This is a genomic window from Bradyrhizobium genosp. L (assembly GCF_015624485.1).
Lineage (GTDB): Bacteria > Pseudomonadota > Alphaproteobacteria > Rhizobiales > Xanthobacteraceae > Bradyrhizobium.
Window position 1 is genome coordinate 4,623,003 of sequence record NZ_CP061378.1, and the last position, 15,765, is coordinate 4,638,767.

The window sequence follows — 15,765 nt, forward strand, 5'->3', positions numbered from 1 at the left end:
CTCCCGGCTAAGCCGAGACGATCAGGCCGTTTTCTTGTGTTCGCCCCGGACCACGGTCCAGCGCTTCAACTTCGAGATCGGCTTCGATTCCTCGATCCAGACCATGTCGCCCGGCTTGAACTCGTTGCTCTCGTCGTGGGCGTGGTAGTTCTTGGAACGGCGGATCGTCTTCTTGTAGATCGGATGGGTGAAGCGGCGGTCGACGCGCACCACGATCGTCTTGGCTTGCTTGTCGCTGACGACCACGCCCTGCAGAGTACGTTTCGGCATAGCTGGCCCCTTACTTCTTCTTCGCGCGCTGCTGCGCGGCGATGGTCTTGATACGAGCGATATCGCGGCGGGCTTCCCGCATCCGCGAGGTGTTCTCCAGCTGCCCGGTGGCGCGCTGGAAGCGCAGGTTGAAGCGTTCCTTCTTCAGGTTGAGGATCGCGTCTTCCCGCTGGTCGTCGCTCATCGCGCGAATGTCTTCAACTTTCATGTCGGCCATGGCGATTACTCCGCGATGCGCGCGACGAAGCGCGTCTTGATCGGCAGCTTGGCGGCGGCCAGCGACAGCGCTTCCTTGGCGGTCTGCACCGGCACGCCGTCGATCTCGAACATCACGCGGCCCGGCTTGATCCGGACCACCCACAATTCCGGGGCGCCCTTGCCGGAGCCCATGCGGACTTCGGCGGGCTTCTTCGACACCGGCACGTCGGGGAACACGCGGATCCAGACCCGGCCGGCGCGCTTCATGTGACGGGTCAGCGCGCGACGGGCGGCTTCGATCTGACGGGCGGTGACGCGCTCAGGCTCCATCGCCTTCAGGCCGAACTGGCCGAACGCCAACGTCGCGCCAGAGGTCGCAACGCCGTGGATACGGCCCTTATGCGCCTTCCGGAACTTCGTTTTCTTAGGTTGCATCATGGCTTTAAGCCCTCAAATTCCTGCTTTGCCTCAAGCGGCGTCGCGGCGCGAACGCGGGGTGTTGTCGCCCTCGGCCATCTTCTTGTCCTGGGCCATCGGATCGTGCTCGAGGATCTCGCCCTTGAAGATCCAGACCTTGACGCCGCAGGTGCCGAAGGTCGTGAACGCGGTGGCGACGCCGTAGTCGACGTCGGCGCGCAACGTGTGCAGCGGCACGCGACCTTCGCGGTACCACTCCATGCGCGCGATTTCGGCGCCGCCGAGGCGGCCCGAACAGTTGATGCGGATGCCCTCGGCGCCGAGACGCATCGCCGACTGCACGGCGCGCTTCATGGCGCGGCGGAACGCGACGCGGCGCTCGAGCTGCTGGGCGATCGATTCGGCGACCAGGGTCGCGTCGAGCTCCGGCTTGCGGATTTCGACGATGTTGATCACGACGTCCGACGAGGTGATGTCGGCGACCTTCTTGCGCAGCTTGTCGATGTCGGCGCCCTTCTTGCCGATCACCACGCCCGGACGCGCCGAATGGATCGTCACGCGGCACTTCTTGTGCGGACGCTCGATCACGATGCGGGCCACGGCCGCCTGCTTGAGCTCCTTGTGCAGGATCTCGCGGATCTTGACGTCCTCGTGCAGCAGCTTGCCGTATTCCTGCTTGCCGGCGAACCAACGGGAGTCCCAGGTCCGGTTGATGCCGAGACGCAGCCCGATTGGATTGATCTTTTGACCCATCGTCTTCTCCTGCGCCCTTAAGCGCTTGCCTCGGCCTCGACCTGACGAACCACGATGGTCAGGTGCGAGAACGGTTTGTACACACGGCCCGAACGGCCACGGCCGCGGGGCGCAAAGCGCTTCATCACGATGCCGTTGCCGACATGCGCCTCGGCGACGACGAGATCGTCGACTTCGAGGTCATGGTTGTTCTCGGCGTTGGCGATCGCCGATTCCAGGCACTTCTTGACGTCGACCGCGATCCGCTTGCGCGAGAACTGCAGGTCGGCGAGCGCGGCCGAGGCCTTGCGGCCGCGGATCAGCTGCGCCACCAGGTTCAGCTTCTGCGGGCTGACGCGCAGCATGCGGGCGACGGCCTTGGCCTCATTGTCCGCGAGGCTACGTTCGCGCTTTGGTTTGCTCATCGTCTAATTCCTCAAGCCTTCTTGGCTTTCTTGTCGCCCGAGTGGCCGTGGAAGGTCCGGGTCGGCGAGAACTCGCCGAACTTGTGACCCACCATTTCCTCGTTGATCGCCACCGGCACGTGCTTCTGGCCGTTGTAGACGCCGAAGGTGAGCCCGACGAACTGCGGCAGGATAGTGGAGCGGCGGCTCCAGATCTTGATGACGTCGTGACGGCCGGACGCACGGGCGGCATCTGCCTTCTTGAGCAGAGAACCCTCGACGAACGGGCCTTTCCAGACTGAACGAACCATGTCCGGCGTTCCTTACTTCTTCCGCTTGTGGCGGCTGAGGAGAATGAATTTGTTGGTCGACTTGTTGGTACGGGTCTTCTTGCCCTTGGTCGGCTTGCCCCACGGAGTAACCGGGTGGCGACCGCCCGAGGTACGACCTTCACCACCGCCGTGCGGATGGTCGATCGGGTTCATGACGACGCCGCGGTTGTGCGGACGCCAGCCGAGCCAGCGGGTACGACCGGCCTTGCCGATCGAGATGTTCATGTGATCGGGGTTCGACACCGCGCCGATCGTGCCGCGGCAACGGCCGTGCACGAGACGCTGCTCGCCCGAGTTCAGACGGACGATCACGTAGTCGTGGTCGCGGCCGACGATCTGGGCGTAGGTGCCGGCGGAGCGCGCCAGCTGACCACCCTTGCCGATCTTCAGCTCGATGTTGTGCACGATGGTGCCGACCGGCATGTTGCCGAGCGGCATGACGTTGCCCGGCTTGACGTCGACGTAGTTGCCCGCGACGACGGTGTCGCCGGCGGCCAGGCGCTGCGGCGCCAGGATGTAGGCGAGCTCACCGTCCTGATACTTGATCAGCGCGATGAACGCGGTGCGGTTCGGATCGTACTCCAGCCGCTCCACGACCGCCGGCACGTCCACCTTGTCGCGGCGGAAGTCGACGGTGCGGTAGGCCTTCTTGTGGCCACCGCCGCGGAAACGCACGGTGATGCGACCAGTGTTGTTGCGGCCGCCATTGCCGAGCTTGCCCTCGGTCAGCGCCTTCACCGGCTTGCCCTTGTAGAGCGCCGAACGATCGACCATGACCAGCTGGCGCTGGCCCGGCGTCGTGGGGTTAAAGGTTTTCAATGCCATCGTCGTTACGCCTTATAGTCCGGTCGTCACGTCGATCCGGTGGCCCTCTTCGAGGGTCACGATCGCGCGCTTGGTGTCCGACTGCGAGCCGAGATTGCCGCGGAACACCTTGGTCTTGCCCTTGCGAACGAGAGTGTTGACGCTCTTCACCTTGACGTCGAACAGCTTCTCGACCGCTTCCTTGATCTGCGGCTTGGTCGCCTTGTCGGCGACCTTGAACATCACCTTGTTATGCTCGGAGGCGAAGGTCGCCTTTTCCGTCACGACGGGCGCGATGATCACGTCGTAGTGGCGCGGGTCGATGTTCTTCATTTGAAGCGCGCCTCCAGCGCATCAACCGCAGCCTTGGTCAGCACCAGCTTGTGGCGGCGGAGAATGTCATAGACGTTGATGCCCTGGATCGGCAGCACGTCGATGTTGGGGATGTTGCGGGCCGCGGACGCGAAACCGTTGTTGACCTCGGCGCCGTCGATGATCAGCGCATTGGTCAGCCCGAGGCCGGAGAAATGGCCGACAAGCGCCTTGGTCTTGGCTTCCGCCAGCGCCGCGCTGTCGATCACGATCAGCCCGCCGTCCTTGGCCTTGGCCGACAGCGCATGCTTGAGCGCCAGCGCGCGGACCTTCTTCGGCAGGTCGGTCGCATGCGAGCGCACGACCGGACCGAACGCACGGCCACCGCCGCGGAACTGCGGCACGCGGGCCGAGCCGTGACGGGCGCCGCCGGTGCCCTTCTGCTTGTACATCTTCTTGCCGGTGCGCCAGACGTCGGCGCGGCCCTGGGCCTTGTGCGTGCCGGCCTGGCGCTTGTTCAGCTGCCACTGCACGCAGCGCTGGATGATGTCAGCGCGCGGCTCGAGACCGAAGATCGCGTCCGACAGCTCGACCGAGCCGGCGTCCTTGCCCTCAAGGGTGGTGACTTTCAGTTCCATCTCACGCACCCTCCGTCTCGGCCACAGCCTCGGCCTCGCCGCCGCCAGCAACCTTGAACTTGCCGGGCTTCGGAGCTTCCTTCGGCAGCGGCTTCTTCACCGCGTCGCGCACCGAGATCCAGCCGCCCTTGGAGCCGGGAACGGCGCCTTCGACCAGGATCAGGCCGCGCTCGACGTCGGTCGAGACCACGCGCAGGTTGAGCGTGGTGATGCGGTCGACGCCCATGTGGCCGGGCATCTTCTTGTTCTTGAACGTCTTGCCGGGGTCCTGACGGCCACCGGTCGAACCGATCGAACGGTGCGAGACGGATACGCCGTGGGTGGCGCGCAGACCGCCGAAATTCCAGCGCTTCATGCCGCCGGCAAATCCCTTGCCGATCGAGGTGCCGGTGACGTCGACGAACTGGCCGACCACGAAATGGTCCGCCTGGATCTCGGCGCCGACCGGGATCAGCGCGTCCTCGGACACGCGGAACTCGGCGACCTTGCGCTTCGGCTCGACCTTGGCGACCGCGAACTGGCCGCGTTCGGCCTTGGGCATGTAAACGGTCTTGCGGGCGCCAGAACCGAGCTGAAGAGCGACATAGCCGTTCTTCTCGGTGGTGCGGTGGCCCAGCACCTGGCAGTTGCCCAGCTTCAGCACGGTCACAGGGATATGCTCGCCGGCCTCTGTAAAGACCCGCGTCATCCCGACCTTCTGTGCGATCACTCCGGAGCGCATCGGCGTGCTTCCTGTCTTTCTGTCCGCAAGCGGCGGACGTAAAAATCCAAAACCTTAGAGCTTGATCTCGACGTCGACGCCGGCGGCCAGGTCGAGCTTCATCAGCGCATCGACGGTCTGCGGGGTCGGGTCGACAATGTCGAGCAGGCGCTTGTGGGTGCGCATCTCGAATTGCTCGCGGCTCTTCTTGTCAACGTGCGGCGAACGGTTGACGGTGAACTTCTCGATGCGGGTCGGCAGCGGAATGGGTCCGCGAACCTGCGCACCGGTGCGCTTCGCCGTGTTCACGATCTCACGGGTCGACGTATCGAGGATTCGATGGTCGAACGCCTTGAGACGGATGCGAATATTTTGGCCGTTCATTGCCGTATTCTTTCTTTCGTGGGTTGGCGAGTAGCGAATAGCGAGTGATCCACTCGCTACTCGCCGTTCCCTATTCGCGTAGTTACTCGATGATGGCGGCGACGACGCCGGCGCCGACGGTGCGACCGCCTTCGCGGATCGCGAAGCGCAGCTTCTCTTCCATCGCGATCGGCACGATCAGGTGCACTTCCATCGCGATGTTGTCGCCCGGCATCACCATCTCGGTGCCTTCGGGCAGATGCACGACGCCGGTCACGTCGGTGGTGCGGAAGTAGAACTGCGGACGATAGTTCGTGAAGAACGGGGTGTGACGGCCACCCTCTTCCTTGGTGAGGATGTAGGCCTCAGCCTTGAACTTGGTGTGCGGCTTGACCGAGCCGGGCTTGCACAGCACCTGGCCGCGCTCGACTTCCTCGCGCTTGGTGCCGCGGAGCAGCGCACCGATGTTGTCGCCGGCCTGGCCCTGATCGAGCAACTTGCGGAACATTTCGACGCCGGTGACGATGGTCTTCTGGGTGGCGCGGATACCGACGATCTCGATTTCCTCACCGACCTTGACGATGCCGCGCTCGACACGGCCGGTGACGACGGTGCCGCGGCCCGAGATCGAGAACACGTCTTCCACCGGCATCAGGAACGGCTGGTCGATCGGACGCTCCGGCTGCGGAATGTACGAATCGACGTTCTTCATCAGCTCGAGGATGGCGTCGTGGCCGAGCGCCTTGTCCTTGTCTTCGAGGGCGGCCAGCGCCGAACCCTTGATGATCGGAATGTCGTCGCCCGGGAACTCGTACTTCGAGAGCAGCTCGCGGACTTCCATCTCGACGAGCTCGAGCAGCTCCGGATCGTCGACCATGTCGCACTTGTTGAGGAACACGACGAGCGCGGGCACGCCGACCTGGCGGGCGAGCAGGATGTGCTCGCGGGTCTGCGGCATCGGGCCGTCAGCGGCCGACACGACCAGGATCGCGCCGTCCATCTGGGCAGCGCCGGTGATCATGTTCTTGACGTAGTCGGCGTGGCCGGGGCAGTCGACGTGGGCATAGTGACGGTTGGTGGTCTCGTACTCGACGTGAGCGGTCGAGATCGTGATGCCGCGCGCCTTCTCTTCCGGCGCCTTGTCGATCTGGTCGTAGGCGGTGAACGTCGCGCCGCCGGTTTCTGCGAGCACCTTGGTGATCGCTGCGGTCAGCGAGGTCTTGCCATGGTCGACGTGACCGATGGTGCCGATGTTGCAGTGCGGTTTGTTACGCTCGAATTTAGCTTTGGCCATTTGACTCTCCGTTCAGTCGTTGATTTTCGTCAACGACAATCAGGCAAACTTCTTCTGGACTTCAGCCGACACGTTCGCCGGAGCTTCGGCGTAGTGATCGAACTGCATGGTGAAGGTCGCGCGACCCTGGCTCATCGAGCGCAGGTTGTTCACGTAACCGAACATGTTCATGAGCGGCACCATCGCGTTGATGACGTTGGCGTTGCCGCGCATGTCTTGGCCCTGGATCTGGCCGCGCCGGGAATTCAGGTCGCCGATGACCGAACCGGTGTAGTCTTCCGGGGTCACCACCTCGACCTTCATGATCGGCTCGAGCAGAACGGACTTGCCCTTCGTCAGCGCTTCGCGGAACGCGGCGCGCGACGCGATTTCGAACGCGAGTGCCGACGAGTCGACGTCGTGATACTTGCCGTCGACCAATTGCACCTTGACGTCCACCACCGGGAAGCCGGCAACGACGCCGGAACCCATCACGCTGTTGAGGCCCTTTTCGACGCCGGGGATGTATTCCTTCGGCACCGCACCGCCGACGATCTTCGATTCGAACTCATAGCCCTTGCCGGGCTCGTTCGGCTCGACGACGATCGACACTTCGGCGAACTGGCCGGTACCGCCGGTCTGCTTCTTGTGCGTGTACTTGACTTCGGCCTTCTTGGTCACGCGCTCGCGGAACGCCACCTGCGGCGCGCCGATGTTGGCATCGACCTTGTAGGTGCGACGGAGAATGTCGACCTTGATGTCGAGATGGAGTTCGCCCATGCCCTTGAGGATGGTCTGGCCGGACTCCTGATCGGTCGACACGCGGAACGACGGATCTTCCGCGGCCAGCTTGGCCAGCGCGACGCCGAGCTTTTCCTGGTCGGCCTTCGACTTCGGCTCGATCGCGATCTCGATCACCGGCTCCGGGAATTCCATCTTTTCCAGGATGACCTGCTTGTCGGGATCGCACAGCGTGTCACCGGTGCGCGCTTCCTTCAGGCCCGCCAGCGCGACGATGTCGCCGGCATAGGCTTCCTTGATGTCTTCGCGGTTGTTCGCATGCATCAACAGCATGCGGCCGATGCGCTCTTTCTTCTCGCGGGTCGAGTTGACGACGCCGGTGCCCGAGACGAGAACGCCCGAATAGATGCGGCAGAACGTGATGGTGCCGACGAACGGGTCGTCCATGATCTTGAACGCGAGCAGCGCCAGCGGCTCCTTGTCGTCCGCCTTGCGCACGACTTCGTTGCCATCGTCATCGGTGCCCTTGATCGCGGGCACGTCGATCGGCGACGGCAGGTAGTCGACGACGGCGTCGAGCAGCGGCTGCACGCCCTTGTTCTTGAACGCCGAGCCACACAGCACGGGATAGAAGGCGCCAGTCAGAACCGCCTTGCGGATCAACCGCTTCAGCGTCGCCTCATCGGGCTCCTTGCCATCGAGGAAGGCGGCCAGAGCATCGTCGTCGAGCTCGACGGCGGCTTCCACCATCTTCTCGCGATACTCCTTGGCCTGCTCGACCATGTCTTCCGGGATGTCGACATAATCGAACTTCGCGCCGAGCGATTCGTCGTTCCAGATGATGCCCTTCATGACGACGAGGTCGACGAGGCCCTTGAAGTTGTTCTCGGCACCGATCGGAAGCTGGATCGCAATCGGCTTGGCGCCGAGGCGGTCGACGATGTCGGACAGGCACTTGAAGAAATCGGCGCCGGTCTTGTCCATCTTGTTGGCGAAGACGATGCGCGGCACCTTGTACTTGTCGCCCTGGCGCCAGACGGTCTCGGTCTGCGGCTCGACGCCCTGGTTGGAGTCGAGAACGCACACGGCACCGTCGAGCACGCGCAGCGAACGCTCGACTTCAATGGTGAAGTCGACGTGGCCGGGGGTGTCGATGATGTTCAGGCGCTTGCCGTTCCAGAACGCGGTCGTGGCAGCCGACGTGATCGTGATGCCACGCTCCTGCTCCTGCTCCATCCAGTCCATCGTCGCGGCACCTTCGTGCACTTCGCCGATCTTGTGGCTCTTGCCGGTGTAATAGAGGATGCGCTCGGTGGTCGTGGTCTTGCCGGCATCGATATGCGCCATGATACCGAAGTTGCGGTAATTCTCTATGGCATGAACGCGGGGCATGGGCTGTTCCTTGGATCCGTTGGTCGCCGTTACCAGCGATAGTGCGAGAAGGCGCGGTTGGCTTCCGCCATCCGGTGCACGTCTTCACGCTTCTTGACGGCGTTGCCACGGTTGTTCGACGCATCGAGCAGCTCGGCCGAGAGACGCTCCGTCATGGTCTTCTCGTTGCGATCGCGCGCAGCGGTGATCAGCCAGCGCAGGCCGAGCGCCTGACGGCGCACCGAGCGGACTTCCACCGGCACCTGGTAGGTCGCGCCGCCGACGCGGCGGGAACGCACCTCGATGGTCGGCATCACATTCTCGAGCGCCTGCTCGAACACGCCGAGCGGGTTCTGCTTGGTCTTGGACTCGATGATACCGAGCGCGCCATAGACGATGCTCTCGGCGGCAGACTTCTTGCCGTCGTACATGATAGAATTCATGAACTTCGTAATGATGACGTTCCCGAACTTCGGATCCGGGTTCACTTCACGCTTTTCAGCAGAATGGCGACGAGACATCTTTGCTGTTCCCGCTTACTTCGGACGCTTCGCGCCGTACTTCGAACGACGCTGCTTACGGTTCTTGACGCCCTGGGTATCCAGCACGCCGCGGAGGATGTGGTAGCGCACGCCGGGCAAGTCCTTGACGCGGCCGCCACGGATCATCACCACCGAGTGTTCCTGAAGGTTGTGGCCTTCACCCGGGATGTAGCCGATCACCTCGAAACCGTTGGTCAGGCGCACCTTGGCGACCTTACGAAGCGCCGAGTTCGGCTTCTTCGGGGTCGTGGTGTAGACGCGCGTGCACACGCCGCGCTTCTGCGGCGACTGCTGCAGCGCCGGCACCTTCTTGCGCGACTTCTGCACTTCCCGTGGTTTTGCGATCAGCTGGTTGATCGTCGGCATGTAGCCTTCACCCTTTAGTTCGCGCGGAACCTTGAGTGGTCCCGCCAATTCTTCTCGGGAAGAACCGTCCCGTACGGCCCGCTCGGCGCGGAACAAATACCCGCGCAAAGCGAAATCGCGCCAACCACTCATCGCTGAGCGGAAAGCGCTTCGACGCCACAGAGGACCGCGATCCCGAACCGATCAGCGTTCGCTGTTCAGTCCGTCACCGAGGTCATGCATCCGAACCCACTCTCAAGAGCATTTGCTCAAGAGAACCAGTATCGTCCTGGCATTGCCTAGCTATAAGCGACAGCGTTTGAGCGGCATTCGTCGAGGTTGGTGCCCGTCCGGCTGAAAAACGCCTTCGGGTGTTCCGTTCCGACGCTGGCGTTGCTCACCGCCTGTCGTTAAGTGCGCGCCTTGTATAATCGAGAGATAGTGAAGTCAAGCAAAACGACAAGCAAAGAAACGCTTCTGGCGCTTGCGGATTCTGCATTTCTCGATCGTTCGACGCAGAGCGATTTATGACAACCGGCCTGCCCTCTGCAACCTCCTGACGCGGCCGAATCGGAGATATTATATCCGGGTAAAATAAGAATAGAAACAACTCTCCCCAGCTTCGTCGTTAAGGCATTGACCAAAACTAAGCCTTTGTTTGCCATTCGCGGGGCAAAAAATGGGGTCAAAGGTGCGGAAATCCCTGATGCGGTACACGGACATCGCGATCATCGGCGGAGGTCTGGCGGGCTCGACCGCCGCCGCGATGCTCGGGCGCGCCGGCGTCCCGACCCTGCTGATCGACCCGCACCAGGTCTATCCGTTCGATTTCCGGGTCGAGAAGATCGGCGGCGACCTGCAGCTCGATCGATTCGCACGGACCGGCCTTGCCGAATCCGTGCTGCGCTCCGCGACGCTGGATGGCGAGAACTGGATCGCGCGATTCGGCTATCTGCTCGACCGCCAGCCCAGCCGCCAATACGGCATCATGTATGACGCGCTGATCGGCGCGATCAGGGCCGAGATGTCGGGACCGGCCGAGTTCATCTGCGACAAGGTCGTCAATGTCGCCACCGACTTCGATCGGCAGCGGCTGGTGCTCGCCAGCGGCGAGGAGATCTCGGCGCGGCTTCTGGTGCTCGCCAACGGATTGAACGTCGGGCTGCGGCGAATGCTCGGCATCGAGCGGCTGGTGACCAGCGCCTGCCACTCGATCTCGATCGGCTTCGACCTCGTGCCGGTCGGACGCCCGACCTTCCCGTTCGCGGCCATGACCTATTTCTCGGAGCGGCCGAGCGACCTGATCCCCTACATCACGCTGTTTCCGATCGACGGCCGGATGCGCGCCAACCTCTTCACCTACCGCGCCGCCGACGACCCCTGGCTGCGCGCGATGCGGCGCAACCCTGTCGAGACGCTGAACGCGGCACTGCCGCGGCTGCGCCGGATCACCGGCGAGTTCGGCGTCGCCGGCGAGATCAAGATCCGGCCTGCCGACGTCTATGTCTCGACCGGCTATCGGCAGCCCGGCGTCGTGCTGGTCGGCGATGCCTTCGCCAGCACCTGCCCGGTTACCGGCACCGGCACCGACAAGGTGTTCACCGACGTGGCCCAGCTCTGCAACGTCCACATCCCGGCCTGGCTGGCGAGCGAAGGCATGGGCTTGGACAAGATCGCGGCGTTCTACGACGACCCGGTGAAAACCGCCTGCGACGCCTGGTCGAGGGACAAGGCGTTCAACTTCCGCAAGGTCTCGATCGACAAGGGGCTGTACTGGGAGGCCCAGCGCTGGGCGCGCTTCTTCGGCTATCTCGGCCAAGGCTTGCTGCGCAAGGTTCGCAACCGGCCGGCGCCGCCCCCACCCACGCGTCCGGCCAGCCATTTTAGGCGGGCGCCACACGCAACCGACCGGGCGGCGTGATCGGACGCTGAGCTCTGCGACGAGGCTGGATCACGCCTCGTCTTCATCCTCGTCTCCCTCCTCCTCGTCGTCCTCATCCTCTTCGTCGTCTTCCTCCTCGTCATCCTCATCATCGTCGTCCGCATCGGACGCATCATGCAGGCCCTGGTCGTCCCAGAGCTTGCGATAGACGCCGTTCAGGGCGAGCAACTCGGCGTGGGAGCCGCGCTCGATCGCCCGGCCGCCCGAGATCACGATGATTTCGTCCATCTCGACCACCGAGGTCAGGCGGTGTGTCGACCAGATCATGGTGCGTCCCTCCGCGACCCTGAGCAGCGTGCGGTTGATCGCGGCTTCCGTGGTCTGGTCGAGCGCCGAGGTCGCCTCGTCGAGCAGCAGCACCGACGGATTGCGGATGATCGCGCGCGCGATCGCAATGCGCTGGCGCTGGCCGCCCGACAGCGTGTCGCCGCGCTCGCCGACCGGCGTGTCGTATTTCTGCGGCAGGCCCATGATGAAGCGGTGGATCTCGGCCTTCTTCGCGGCGTCCACGACCTCGGCGTCGTCAGCGCCCTCCTTGCCGAGCCGGATGTTCTCGCGGATCGACATGTTGAACAGCATGTTCTCCTGGAACACGACCGCCATGTTCGCCCGCAGCGATTCCCGCGTCACCCGGCGAATGTCGACGCCGTCGATGGCGACGCGGCCTTCGTCCGGCACGTAGAGCCGCAGGATCAGGTTGATCAGCGTGCTCTTGCCGGAGCCGGAGGGTCCAACAACCGCGATGCTCTTGCCGGCATCGAGCTTGAGGCTGAGATTGTCGAGCACCGGCGTCTGCGCACCTTCGTACTGGAAGGTGACGCGCTCGAATGAGATGTCGTGGCTGATCCGCGGCAGGTCGGGGGCGCCGGGACGGTCGGCGCCGCGGGTCGGCTCGTCGAGCAGTTCCTGGATATGGTGCACCGCTGCCGCGGCCGAGATCGACACCGGGATGAAATGCATGACGTGGGCGATGTTGTACGACACCTCCCAGAACGCGCTCTCGAAGGTGACGAAGGTGCCGACCGTGATCTGCCCCTTGGTCGCGAGGTAGGCGCCGATCGCCAGCACCACGAGGTGCAGCAACAGCACCGAGATGGTGACGGTGCGCTCCACCATGGTCGACAGGAACATGGCGGAGGCGGCCTTGGCCCGCACGTCGCGGTTGCGCAGGGTGAACCAGCCGAGCGCGCGGCGCTGCAGGTTGAACGCCTTCACCACCGCCTGCGCCGCGACATTCTCGGTCACAGTGCCGAGCAGCGCGGCTTCGTTCTGTTTCTGCTCGTAGTTCGCCTGCACCGCCTTCGGGGTCAGGATGCGCGGACCGATCAGCGTGATCGGAAACACCAACAGCGCGACCGCGGCGAGCTGCCAGTTCAGGAACAGCATCAGGATGATGCCGGCGATCAATTCCAGGAACGGCAGCGCGGCGCTGTTGGCGAAGATCTTGACGGCCCCCTCGAACGCCGAGAGGTCGATCGAGAAGCGCGACAGGATCTCGCCGCGCCTGGTGCGGGCGAAATAGGCCGACGGCAGGTTCTGGACATGCTCGAAGATCCGGGTCCGCACGTCTGCGATGATGCCGGCGGCAAGCCGGGCATCCCAGCGCTCGTACCAGACCGCGATGATCGAGGTGACGATGCCGGCGACCGCGAGCACGCCGAGGATGATGTAGAGCGCACCGAAATCCTCCTCGCCGAGCGCATCGTCGATCAGGAATTTCAGGCTGAGCGGCATGATGACGTTGAACAACGTCTCGACCACGACACCGAAGGCGACGCAGGCGAGCACGGTTCGGTAGCTCGCCAGATACGGCCTGACGAAGGCAAAGAACGTCGAGAGCGCGCCGGCGGCTTCCTTGGCGGTGAAGACGACGAGGTCCTCGTCGTCATCATCGTCGAGATCGAGCTCGTCGTCCTCATCATCCTCGTCGTCATCATCGGCAGGCGCGGCTTGCGGCTTCGCAGCGGCGGGTGGCTTCGATGATTGGGCAGGCGCAGGCGATCCGGTTGCCGAGAGCTTCTTCTTCAGCTCGGGATCGTCGGCAGCAAGCTTCGGATCGTCAGATGCTGGAGGCTCAGATGCAGGAGGCTTGGACGCCATGAAACCAACCGTTGCTCCACGGCCGGCATGACCGCAAATCGCAGCGTGCGCTGCGGCGGCGATCCTATGCGATCAGGATGAATTCGGCAAAGCGTTTGCAGCCACTGGTGCCGTTTGCGATCGGTGGATTCGGACGGACCACTTCGCAGCTTGACGGTTTGTTGACACGACGCGCGGCGCGCCGGCTAATCGTCGTCGGCGTCGTCGACCTTGTCGAAGAAGGAATAGCGTAGGCTCTCGGAGTCCGCGTACCACTGCCCCGGTCCCTTGTTGGCGGCCAAGGTCAGCGCCCACAGCGCATCGGTGCAGTCGCGGCGGTTCATCGCCAGGTCGAAGCCGCTGTTGAAGAACAACTCCGACCACTCCCACCAGGTGCCGAGCTTCTTCACCCCGCGCAGCAGGTCGTAGCGGTCGATTACGCCGGGTGCCATGTCCGAGGTCACCGACGCGAACACCAGGCCGGTCTTGGCCACGCGGTTGATCTCGCGCACCGCGCGCGCGACCTGCTTCTCGCCGAGATGGCACAGCGACGTCTCGTAGACGAAGTCGAACTCATCGGCCCTGAACGGCATGTCGACGATCGAGCCGAGCTTGTTGTACTTCTTCAGCGCCTTCGGCGTCTTGCCGTGGATATAGCGGTTGTTCTCGATGCCCCAGGCATCGATGCCGCGCTCGCGCAGCGCGCCGACCAGCTCGCCGCTGGCCGAGCCGGCGACCAGCAGCTTGTAGCCCTTGGCCCTGCCCCACACCGTCTTGATCAGGTCGGTCAGATAGGCCGGGTCGGTGAAGTTATGCCAGGTTTCGCGGTACGGACCCGTGCCGCGGTAGTTCTCGAAATAGCCGCGGTCGATCTTGTCGGACAGCTCGCCGGTCTCCTGCGCGCGGGCGCGGCGCAGCCGCATCATCTCGGTGACGACGATGTCGGTCGCGGCATCGGAGGAATCGAGCAGCCCGTTCAGCGTCGAATCGAACAGATAGTCGCCGACCACGACGAGGCCCGGATGCTGCTTCGGCTCGGGGCGATGATTGGTCATGACGTCGCGCACCGGCAGGCCGCCCGGCAGCGCGTTGACCGACGACAACCAGCGGTGGATCTTGCCTTCGAGGAAATGCGCGCGGGCATTGCCGAGCGAAGCCGGCAGCGACTTGATCGCGGCGTCGATCAGCTCCTGGTCGGAGAGATTGGCGAAGGCGAGCGCGTCGGAGCCCGCGATCAGCCAGTTCAGCACGCCGTGCTTGCCGACGTCGTGGCGCGCGCCCTCATTGTAGACGCAGCAGCCGCCGAACGCTTCCGACATGAACCAGGCGCCCGGGATCTTGGCACCCCAGAATGGCGCGTCGAACAGGATCGAGACCCGCAGATAGTGCGCGGGACGATCGAAATAGGCGACGTGCTTGACCATCGACTTGCGCAGCTCTTCGCCGTCCCAGCGCAGCGTCGCGAGCCAGGAGTGCGGCAGGCAGACCAGCACGAGATCGAAGTCGCGCGTCTCCGGCCCCTTGCCGTTCATCATGTTGAGCTGGTAACGGCCATCATCGGTCTTGCCGACCTTGAGGACGCGATGGTTGAGCTGGATGTCGGCGTCGACTTCCGAGCGCAGGCACTCGATCAGTTGCTCGTTGCCGTTCTGGATCGAGTACAGGCCGATATAGCCTTCGACGTCCATCACGAAGTTCTTCAGCGCGTTGAGGCCATTGGTGTTGTGCGGCTCGGTCGCGATGTCGGAGCGCGCCATCACCTTGAAGAAGCGCTTGGCGGTTTCGTCCTTGACCTCCTCGTCGAGCACCTGCTCGGCGGTCTTGTAGGACCACGGATGCTCGTTGTCGTGAGCGCCGACGCCCTCGTAATACTCGATCGGCGTCACCATGCCACTGCAGCGCTTGCGGAACGTCTCGATCGCAGTCGCGGTCGCGGCGCCGTATTTGCGGCGCATGCCCGGTACGTCGGCGAGCAGCTCACCGTCGAGCTGCACCTGCTCGGCGTCCATCGGAATCGTCTGCAGTCCGAAATGCTGGATCAGTTCGCGCAACGGATCGGGGCCGGTCATCGAGTAGTCGTAGATCTCGGCGACGCCGGCTTCATACATCGCGGGCGCGGTCTCGAATTTGCGCGTGACGATCTTGCCGCCGAGCCGGTTCGACGCCTCGAAGATCGTAACGCGGCAGAGATCGCCGAGCTTACGCTTCAAATACCAGGCGCTCATCAGCCCCCCGGGGCCGCCGCCAACGATTGCCAAGTCAAGCATATGAATTCCGTCGTCTCCGGCACTGTGATGCGGCC

At 63.8% G+C, this 15,765-nt stretch carries 18 protein-coding genes; 1 reads left to right on the forward strand and 17 read right to left on the reverse strand.

Translation table 11 applies throughout. From position 1 onward, the window contains the following. Nucleotides 1-21: 21 nt before the first annotated feature. The 15 genes from rpsQ to rpsL all read right to left on the reverse strand — a co-directional run bounded on the left by rpsQ (nt 22) and on the right by rpsL (nt 9,463). Nucleotides 22-270 carry a 30S ribosomal protein S17 gene (gene rpsQ, locus IC762_RS21950; RefSeq protein WP_195784316.1) on the reverse strand — a complete coding sequence of 83 codons (249 nt, stop codon included), beginning with the start codon at nt 268-270 and terminating at the stop codon, nt 22-24. A 10-nt stretch (nt 271-280) separates the two neighbouring features. Next, on the reverse strand, nt 281-487 hold the full coding sequence (gene rpmC, locus IC762_RS21955; protein ID WP_195784317.1) for a 50S ribosomal protein L29: 207 nt from the start codon (nt 485-487) through the stop codon (nt 281-283). A gap of 5 nt (nt 488-492) precedes the next feature. After that, nucleotides 493-906, reverse strand: a complete 414-nt coding sequence (rplP, locus tag IC762_RS21960) for a 50S ribosomal protein L16 (RefSeq protein WP_016843752.1) — start codon at nt 904-906, stop codon at nt 493-495. A gap of 30 nt (nt 907-936) precedes the next feature. Then, on the reverse strand, nt 937-1,638 hold the full coding sequence (gene rpsC / locus IC762_RS21965; protein ID WP_018272135.1) for a 30S ribosomal protein S3: 702 nt from the start codon (nt 1,636-1,638) through the stop codon (nt 937-939). 17 nt (nt 1,639-1,655) lie between these two features. Then, nucleotides 1,656-2,042 (reverse strand): 50S ribosomal protein L22, encoded by a 387-nt coding sequence (gene rplV / locus IC762_RS21970; protein ID WP_066499414.1) that lies wholly within the window; start codon nt 2,040-2,042, stop codon nt 1,656-1,658. A gap of 11 nt (nt 2,043-2,053) precedes the next feature. Beyond that, on the reverse strand, nt 2,054-2,332 hold the full coding sequence (rpsS, locus tag IC762_RS21975; protein ID WP_018272137.1) for a 30S ribosomal protein S19: 279 nt from the start codon (nt 2,330-2,332) through the stop codon (nt 2,054-2,056). A 12-nt stretch (nt 2,333-2,344) separates the two neighbouring features. After that, nucleotides 2,345-3,178 carry a 50S ribosomal protein L2 gene (rplB, locus tag IC762_RS21980; RefSeq protein ID WP_195784318.1) on the reverse strand — a complete coding sequence of 278 codons (834 nt, stop codon included), beginning with the start codon at nt 3,176-3,178 and terminating at the stop codon, nt 2,345-2,347. A gap of 12 nt (nt 3,179-3,190) precedes the next feature. Then, complete coding sequence (locus IC762_RS21985; RefSeq protein WP_195784319.1) at nt 3,191-3,490, reverse strand: 50S ribosomal protein L23; 300 nt, start codon at nt 3,488-3,490, stop codon at nt 3,191-3,193. After that, nucleotides 3,487-4,107, reverse strand: coding sequence for a 50S ribosomal protein L4 (rplD, locus tag IC762_RS21990; protein ID WP_195784320.1), 621 nt, complete (start codon nt 4,105-4,107; stop codon nt 3,487-3,489). Before rplD ends, IC762_RS21985 begins: the two co-directional genes overlap by 4 nt. 1 nt (nt 4,108) lies before the next feature. Beyond that, the gene (rplC, locus tag IC762_RS21995) at nt 4,109-4,828 is read right to left on the reverse strand and encodes a 50S ribosomal protein L3 (protein ID WP_195784321.1); all 720 of its coding nucleotides are present in this window, start codon (nt 4,826-4,828) and stop codon (nt 4,109-4,111) included. Between the two features lie 54 nt (nt 4,829-4,882). Continuing rightward, nucleotides 4,883-5,191 (reverse strand): 30S ribosomal protein S10, encoded by a 309-nt coding sequence (rpsJ, locus tag IC762_RS22000; protein ID WP_002712302.1) that lies wholly within the window; start codon nt 5,189-5,191, stop codon nt 4,883-4,885. Between the two features lie 82 nt (nt 5,192-5,273). Then, nucleotides 5,274-6,464, reverse strand: coding sequence for an elongation factor Tu (gene tuf / locus IC762_RS22005; RefSeq protein WP_195784322.1), 1,191 nt, complete (start codon nt 6,462-6,464; stop codon nt 5,274-5,276). A gap of 39 nt (nt 6,465-6,503) precedes the next feature. After that, entirely contained in the window at nt 6,504-8,576 is a 2,073-nt protein-coding gene (gene fusA / locus IC762_RS22010; RefSeq protein WP_195784323.1) for an elongation factor G, read from the reverse strand. A gap of 29 nt (nt 8,577-8,605) precedes the next feature. Next, nucleotides 8,606-9,076, reverse strand: a complete 471-nt coding sequence (rpsG, locus tag IC762_RS22015; RefSeq protein WP_195784324.1) for a 30S ribosomal protein S7 — start codon at nt 9,074-9,076, stop codon at nt 8,606-8,608. 15 nt (nt 9,077-9,091) lie between these two features. Further along, on the reverse strand, nt 9,092-9,463 hold the full coding sequence (rpsL, locus tag IC762_RS22020) for a 30S ribosomal protein S12 (RefSeq protein ID WP_028168167.1): 372 nt from the start codon (nt 9,461-9,463) through the stop codon (nt 9,092-9,094). Nucleotides 9,464-10,148: 685 nt separating this feature from the next. Here rpsL and IC762_RS22025 point away from each other — a divergent pair. Further along, the gene (locus IC762_RS22025; RefSeq protein WP_195784325.1) at nt 10,149-11,363 is read left to right on the forward strand and encodes an FAD-dependent oxidoreductase; all 1,215 of its coding nucleotides are present in this window, start codon (nt 10,149-10,151) and stop codon (nt 11,361-11,363) included. 30 nt (nt 11,364-11,393) lie between these two features. Here the strand turns inward: IC762_RS22025 and IC762_RS22030 are convergent, their stop codons facing one another. Next, nucleotides 11,394-13,484, reverse strand: coding sequence for an ABC transporter ATP-binding protein (locus tag IC762_RS22030; RefSeq protein WP_195784326.1), 2,091 nt, complete (start codon nt 13,482-13,484; stop codon nt 11,394-11,396). A 185-nt stretch (nt 13,485-13,669) separates the two neighbouring features. Then, nucleotides 13,670-15,730 (reverse strand): FAD-dependent oxidoreductase, encoded by a 2,061-nt coding sequence (locus tag IC762_RS22035; RefSeq protein WP_195784327.1) that lies wholly within the window; start codon nt 15,728-15,730, stop codon nt 13,670-13,672. Nucleotides 15,731-15,765: the final 35 nt, after the last annotated feature.

Excerpts from the sequence above, each read along its gene's own strand:
- rplV (WP_066499414.1), bottom strand. The coding sequence starts at position 2,042 with ATGAGCAAACCAAAGCGCGAACGTAGCCTCGCGGACAATGAGGCCAAG.
- IC762_RS22035 (WP_195784327.1), bottom strand. The coding sequence starts at position 15,730 with ATGCTTGACTTGGCAATCGTTGGCGGCGGCCCCGGGGGGCTGATGAGC.
- rplC (WP_195784321.1), bottom strand. The coding sequence starts at position 4,828 with ATGCGCTCCGGAGTGATCGCACAGAAGGTCGGGATGACGCGGGTCTTT.
- rpmC (WP_195784317.1), bottom strand. The coding sequence starts at position 487 with ATGGCCGACATGAAAGTTGAAGACATTCGCGCGATGAGCGACGACCAG.
- rpsQ (WP_195784316.1), bottom strand. The coding sequence starts at position 270 with ATGCCGAAACGTACTCTGCAGGGCGTGGTCGTCAGCGACAAGCAAGCC.
- rplB (WP_195784318.1), bottom strand. The coding sequence starts at position 3,178 with ATGGCATTGAAAACCTTTAACCCCACGACGCCGGGCCAGCGCCAGCTG.
- rpsL (WP_028168167.1), bottom strand. The coding sequence starts at position 9,463 with ATGCCGACGATCAACCAGCTGATCGCAAAACCACGGGAAGTGCAGAAG.
- rpsC (WP_018272135.1), bottom strand. The coding sequence starts at position 1,638 with ATGGGTCAAAAGATCAATCCAATCGGGCTGCGTCTCGGCATCAACCGG.
- IC762_RS22025 (WP_195784325.1), top strand. The coding sequence starts at position 10,149 with ATGCGGTACACGGACATCGCGATCATCGGCGGAGGTCTGGCGGGCTCG.
- IC762_RS22030 (WP_195784326.1), bottom strand. The coding sequence starts at position 13,484 with ATGGCGTCCAAGCCTCCTGCATCTGAGCCTCCAGCATCTGACGATCCG.
- rplP (WP_016843752.1), bottom strand. The coding sequence starts at position 906 with ATGATGCAACCTAAGAAAACGAAGTTCCGGAAGGCGCATAAGGGCCGT.
- fusA (WP_195784323.1), bottom strand. The coding sequence starts at position 8,576 with ATGCCCCGCGTTCATGCCATAGAGAATTACCGCAACTTCGGTATCATG.
- rpsJ (WP_002712302.1), bottom strand. The coding sequence starts at position 5,191 with ATGAACGGCCAAAATATTCGCATCCGTCTCAAGGCGTTCGACCATCGA.
- rpsG (WP_195784324.1), bottom strand. The coding sequence starts at position 9,076 with ATGTCTCGTCGCCATTCTGCTGAAAAGCGTGAAGTGAACCCGGATCCG.
- rpsS (WP_018272137.1), bottom strand. The coding sequence starts at position 2,332 with ATGGTTCGTTCAGTCTGGAAAGGCCCGTTCGTCGAGGGTTCTCTGCTC.
- rplD (WP_195784320.1), bottom strand. The coding sequence starts at position 4,107 with ATGGAACTGAAAGTCACCACCCTTGAGGGCAAGGACGCCGGCTCGGTC.
- IC762_RS21985 (WP_195784319.1), bottom strand. The coding sequence starts at position 3,490 with ATGAAGAACATCGACCCGCGCCACTACGACGTGATCATCGCGCCCGTC.
- tuf (WP_195784322.1), bottom strand. The coding sequence starts at position 6,464 with ATGGCCAAAGCTAAATTCGAGCGTAACAAACCGCACTGCAACATCGGC.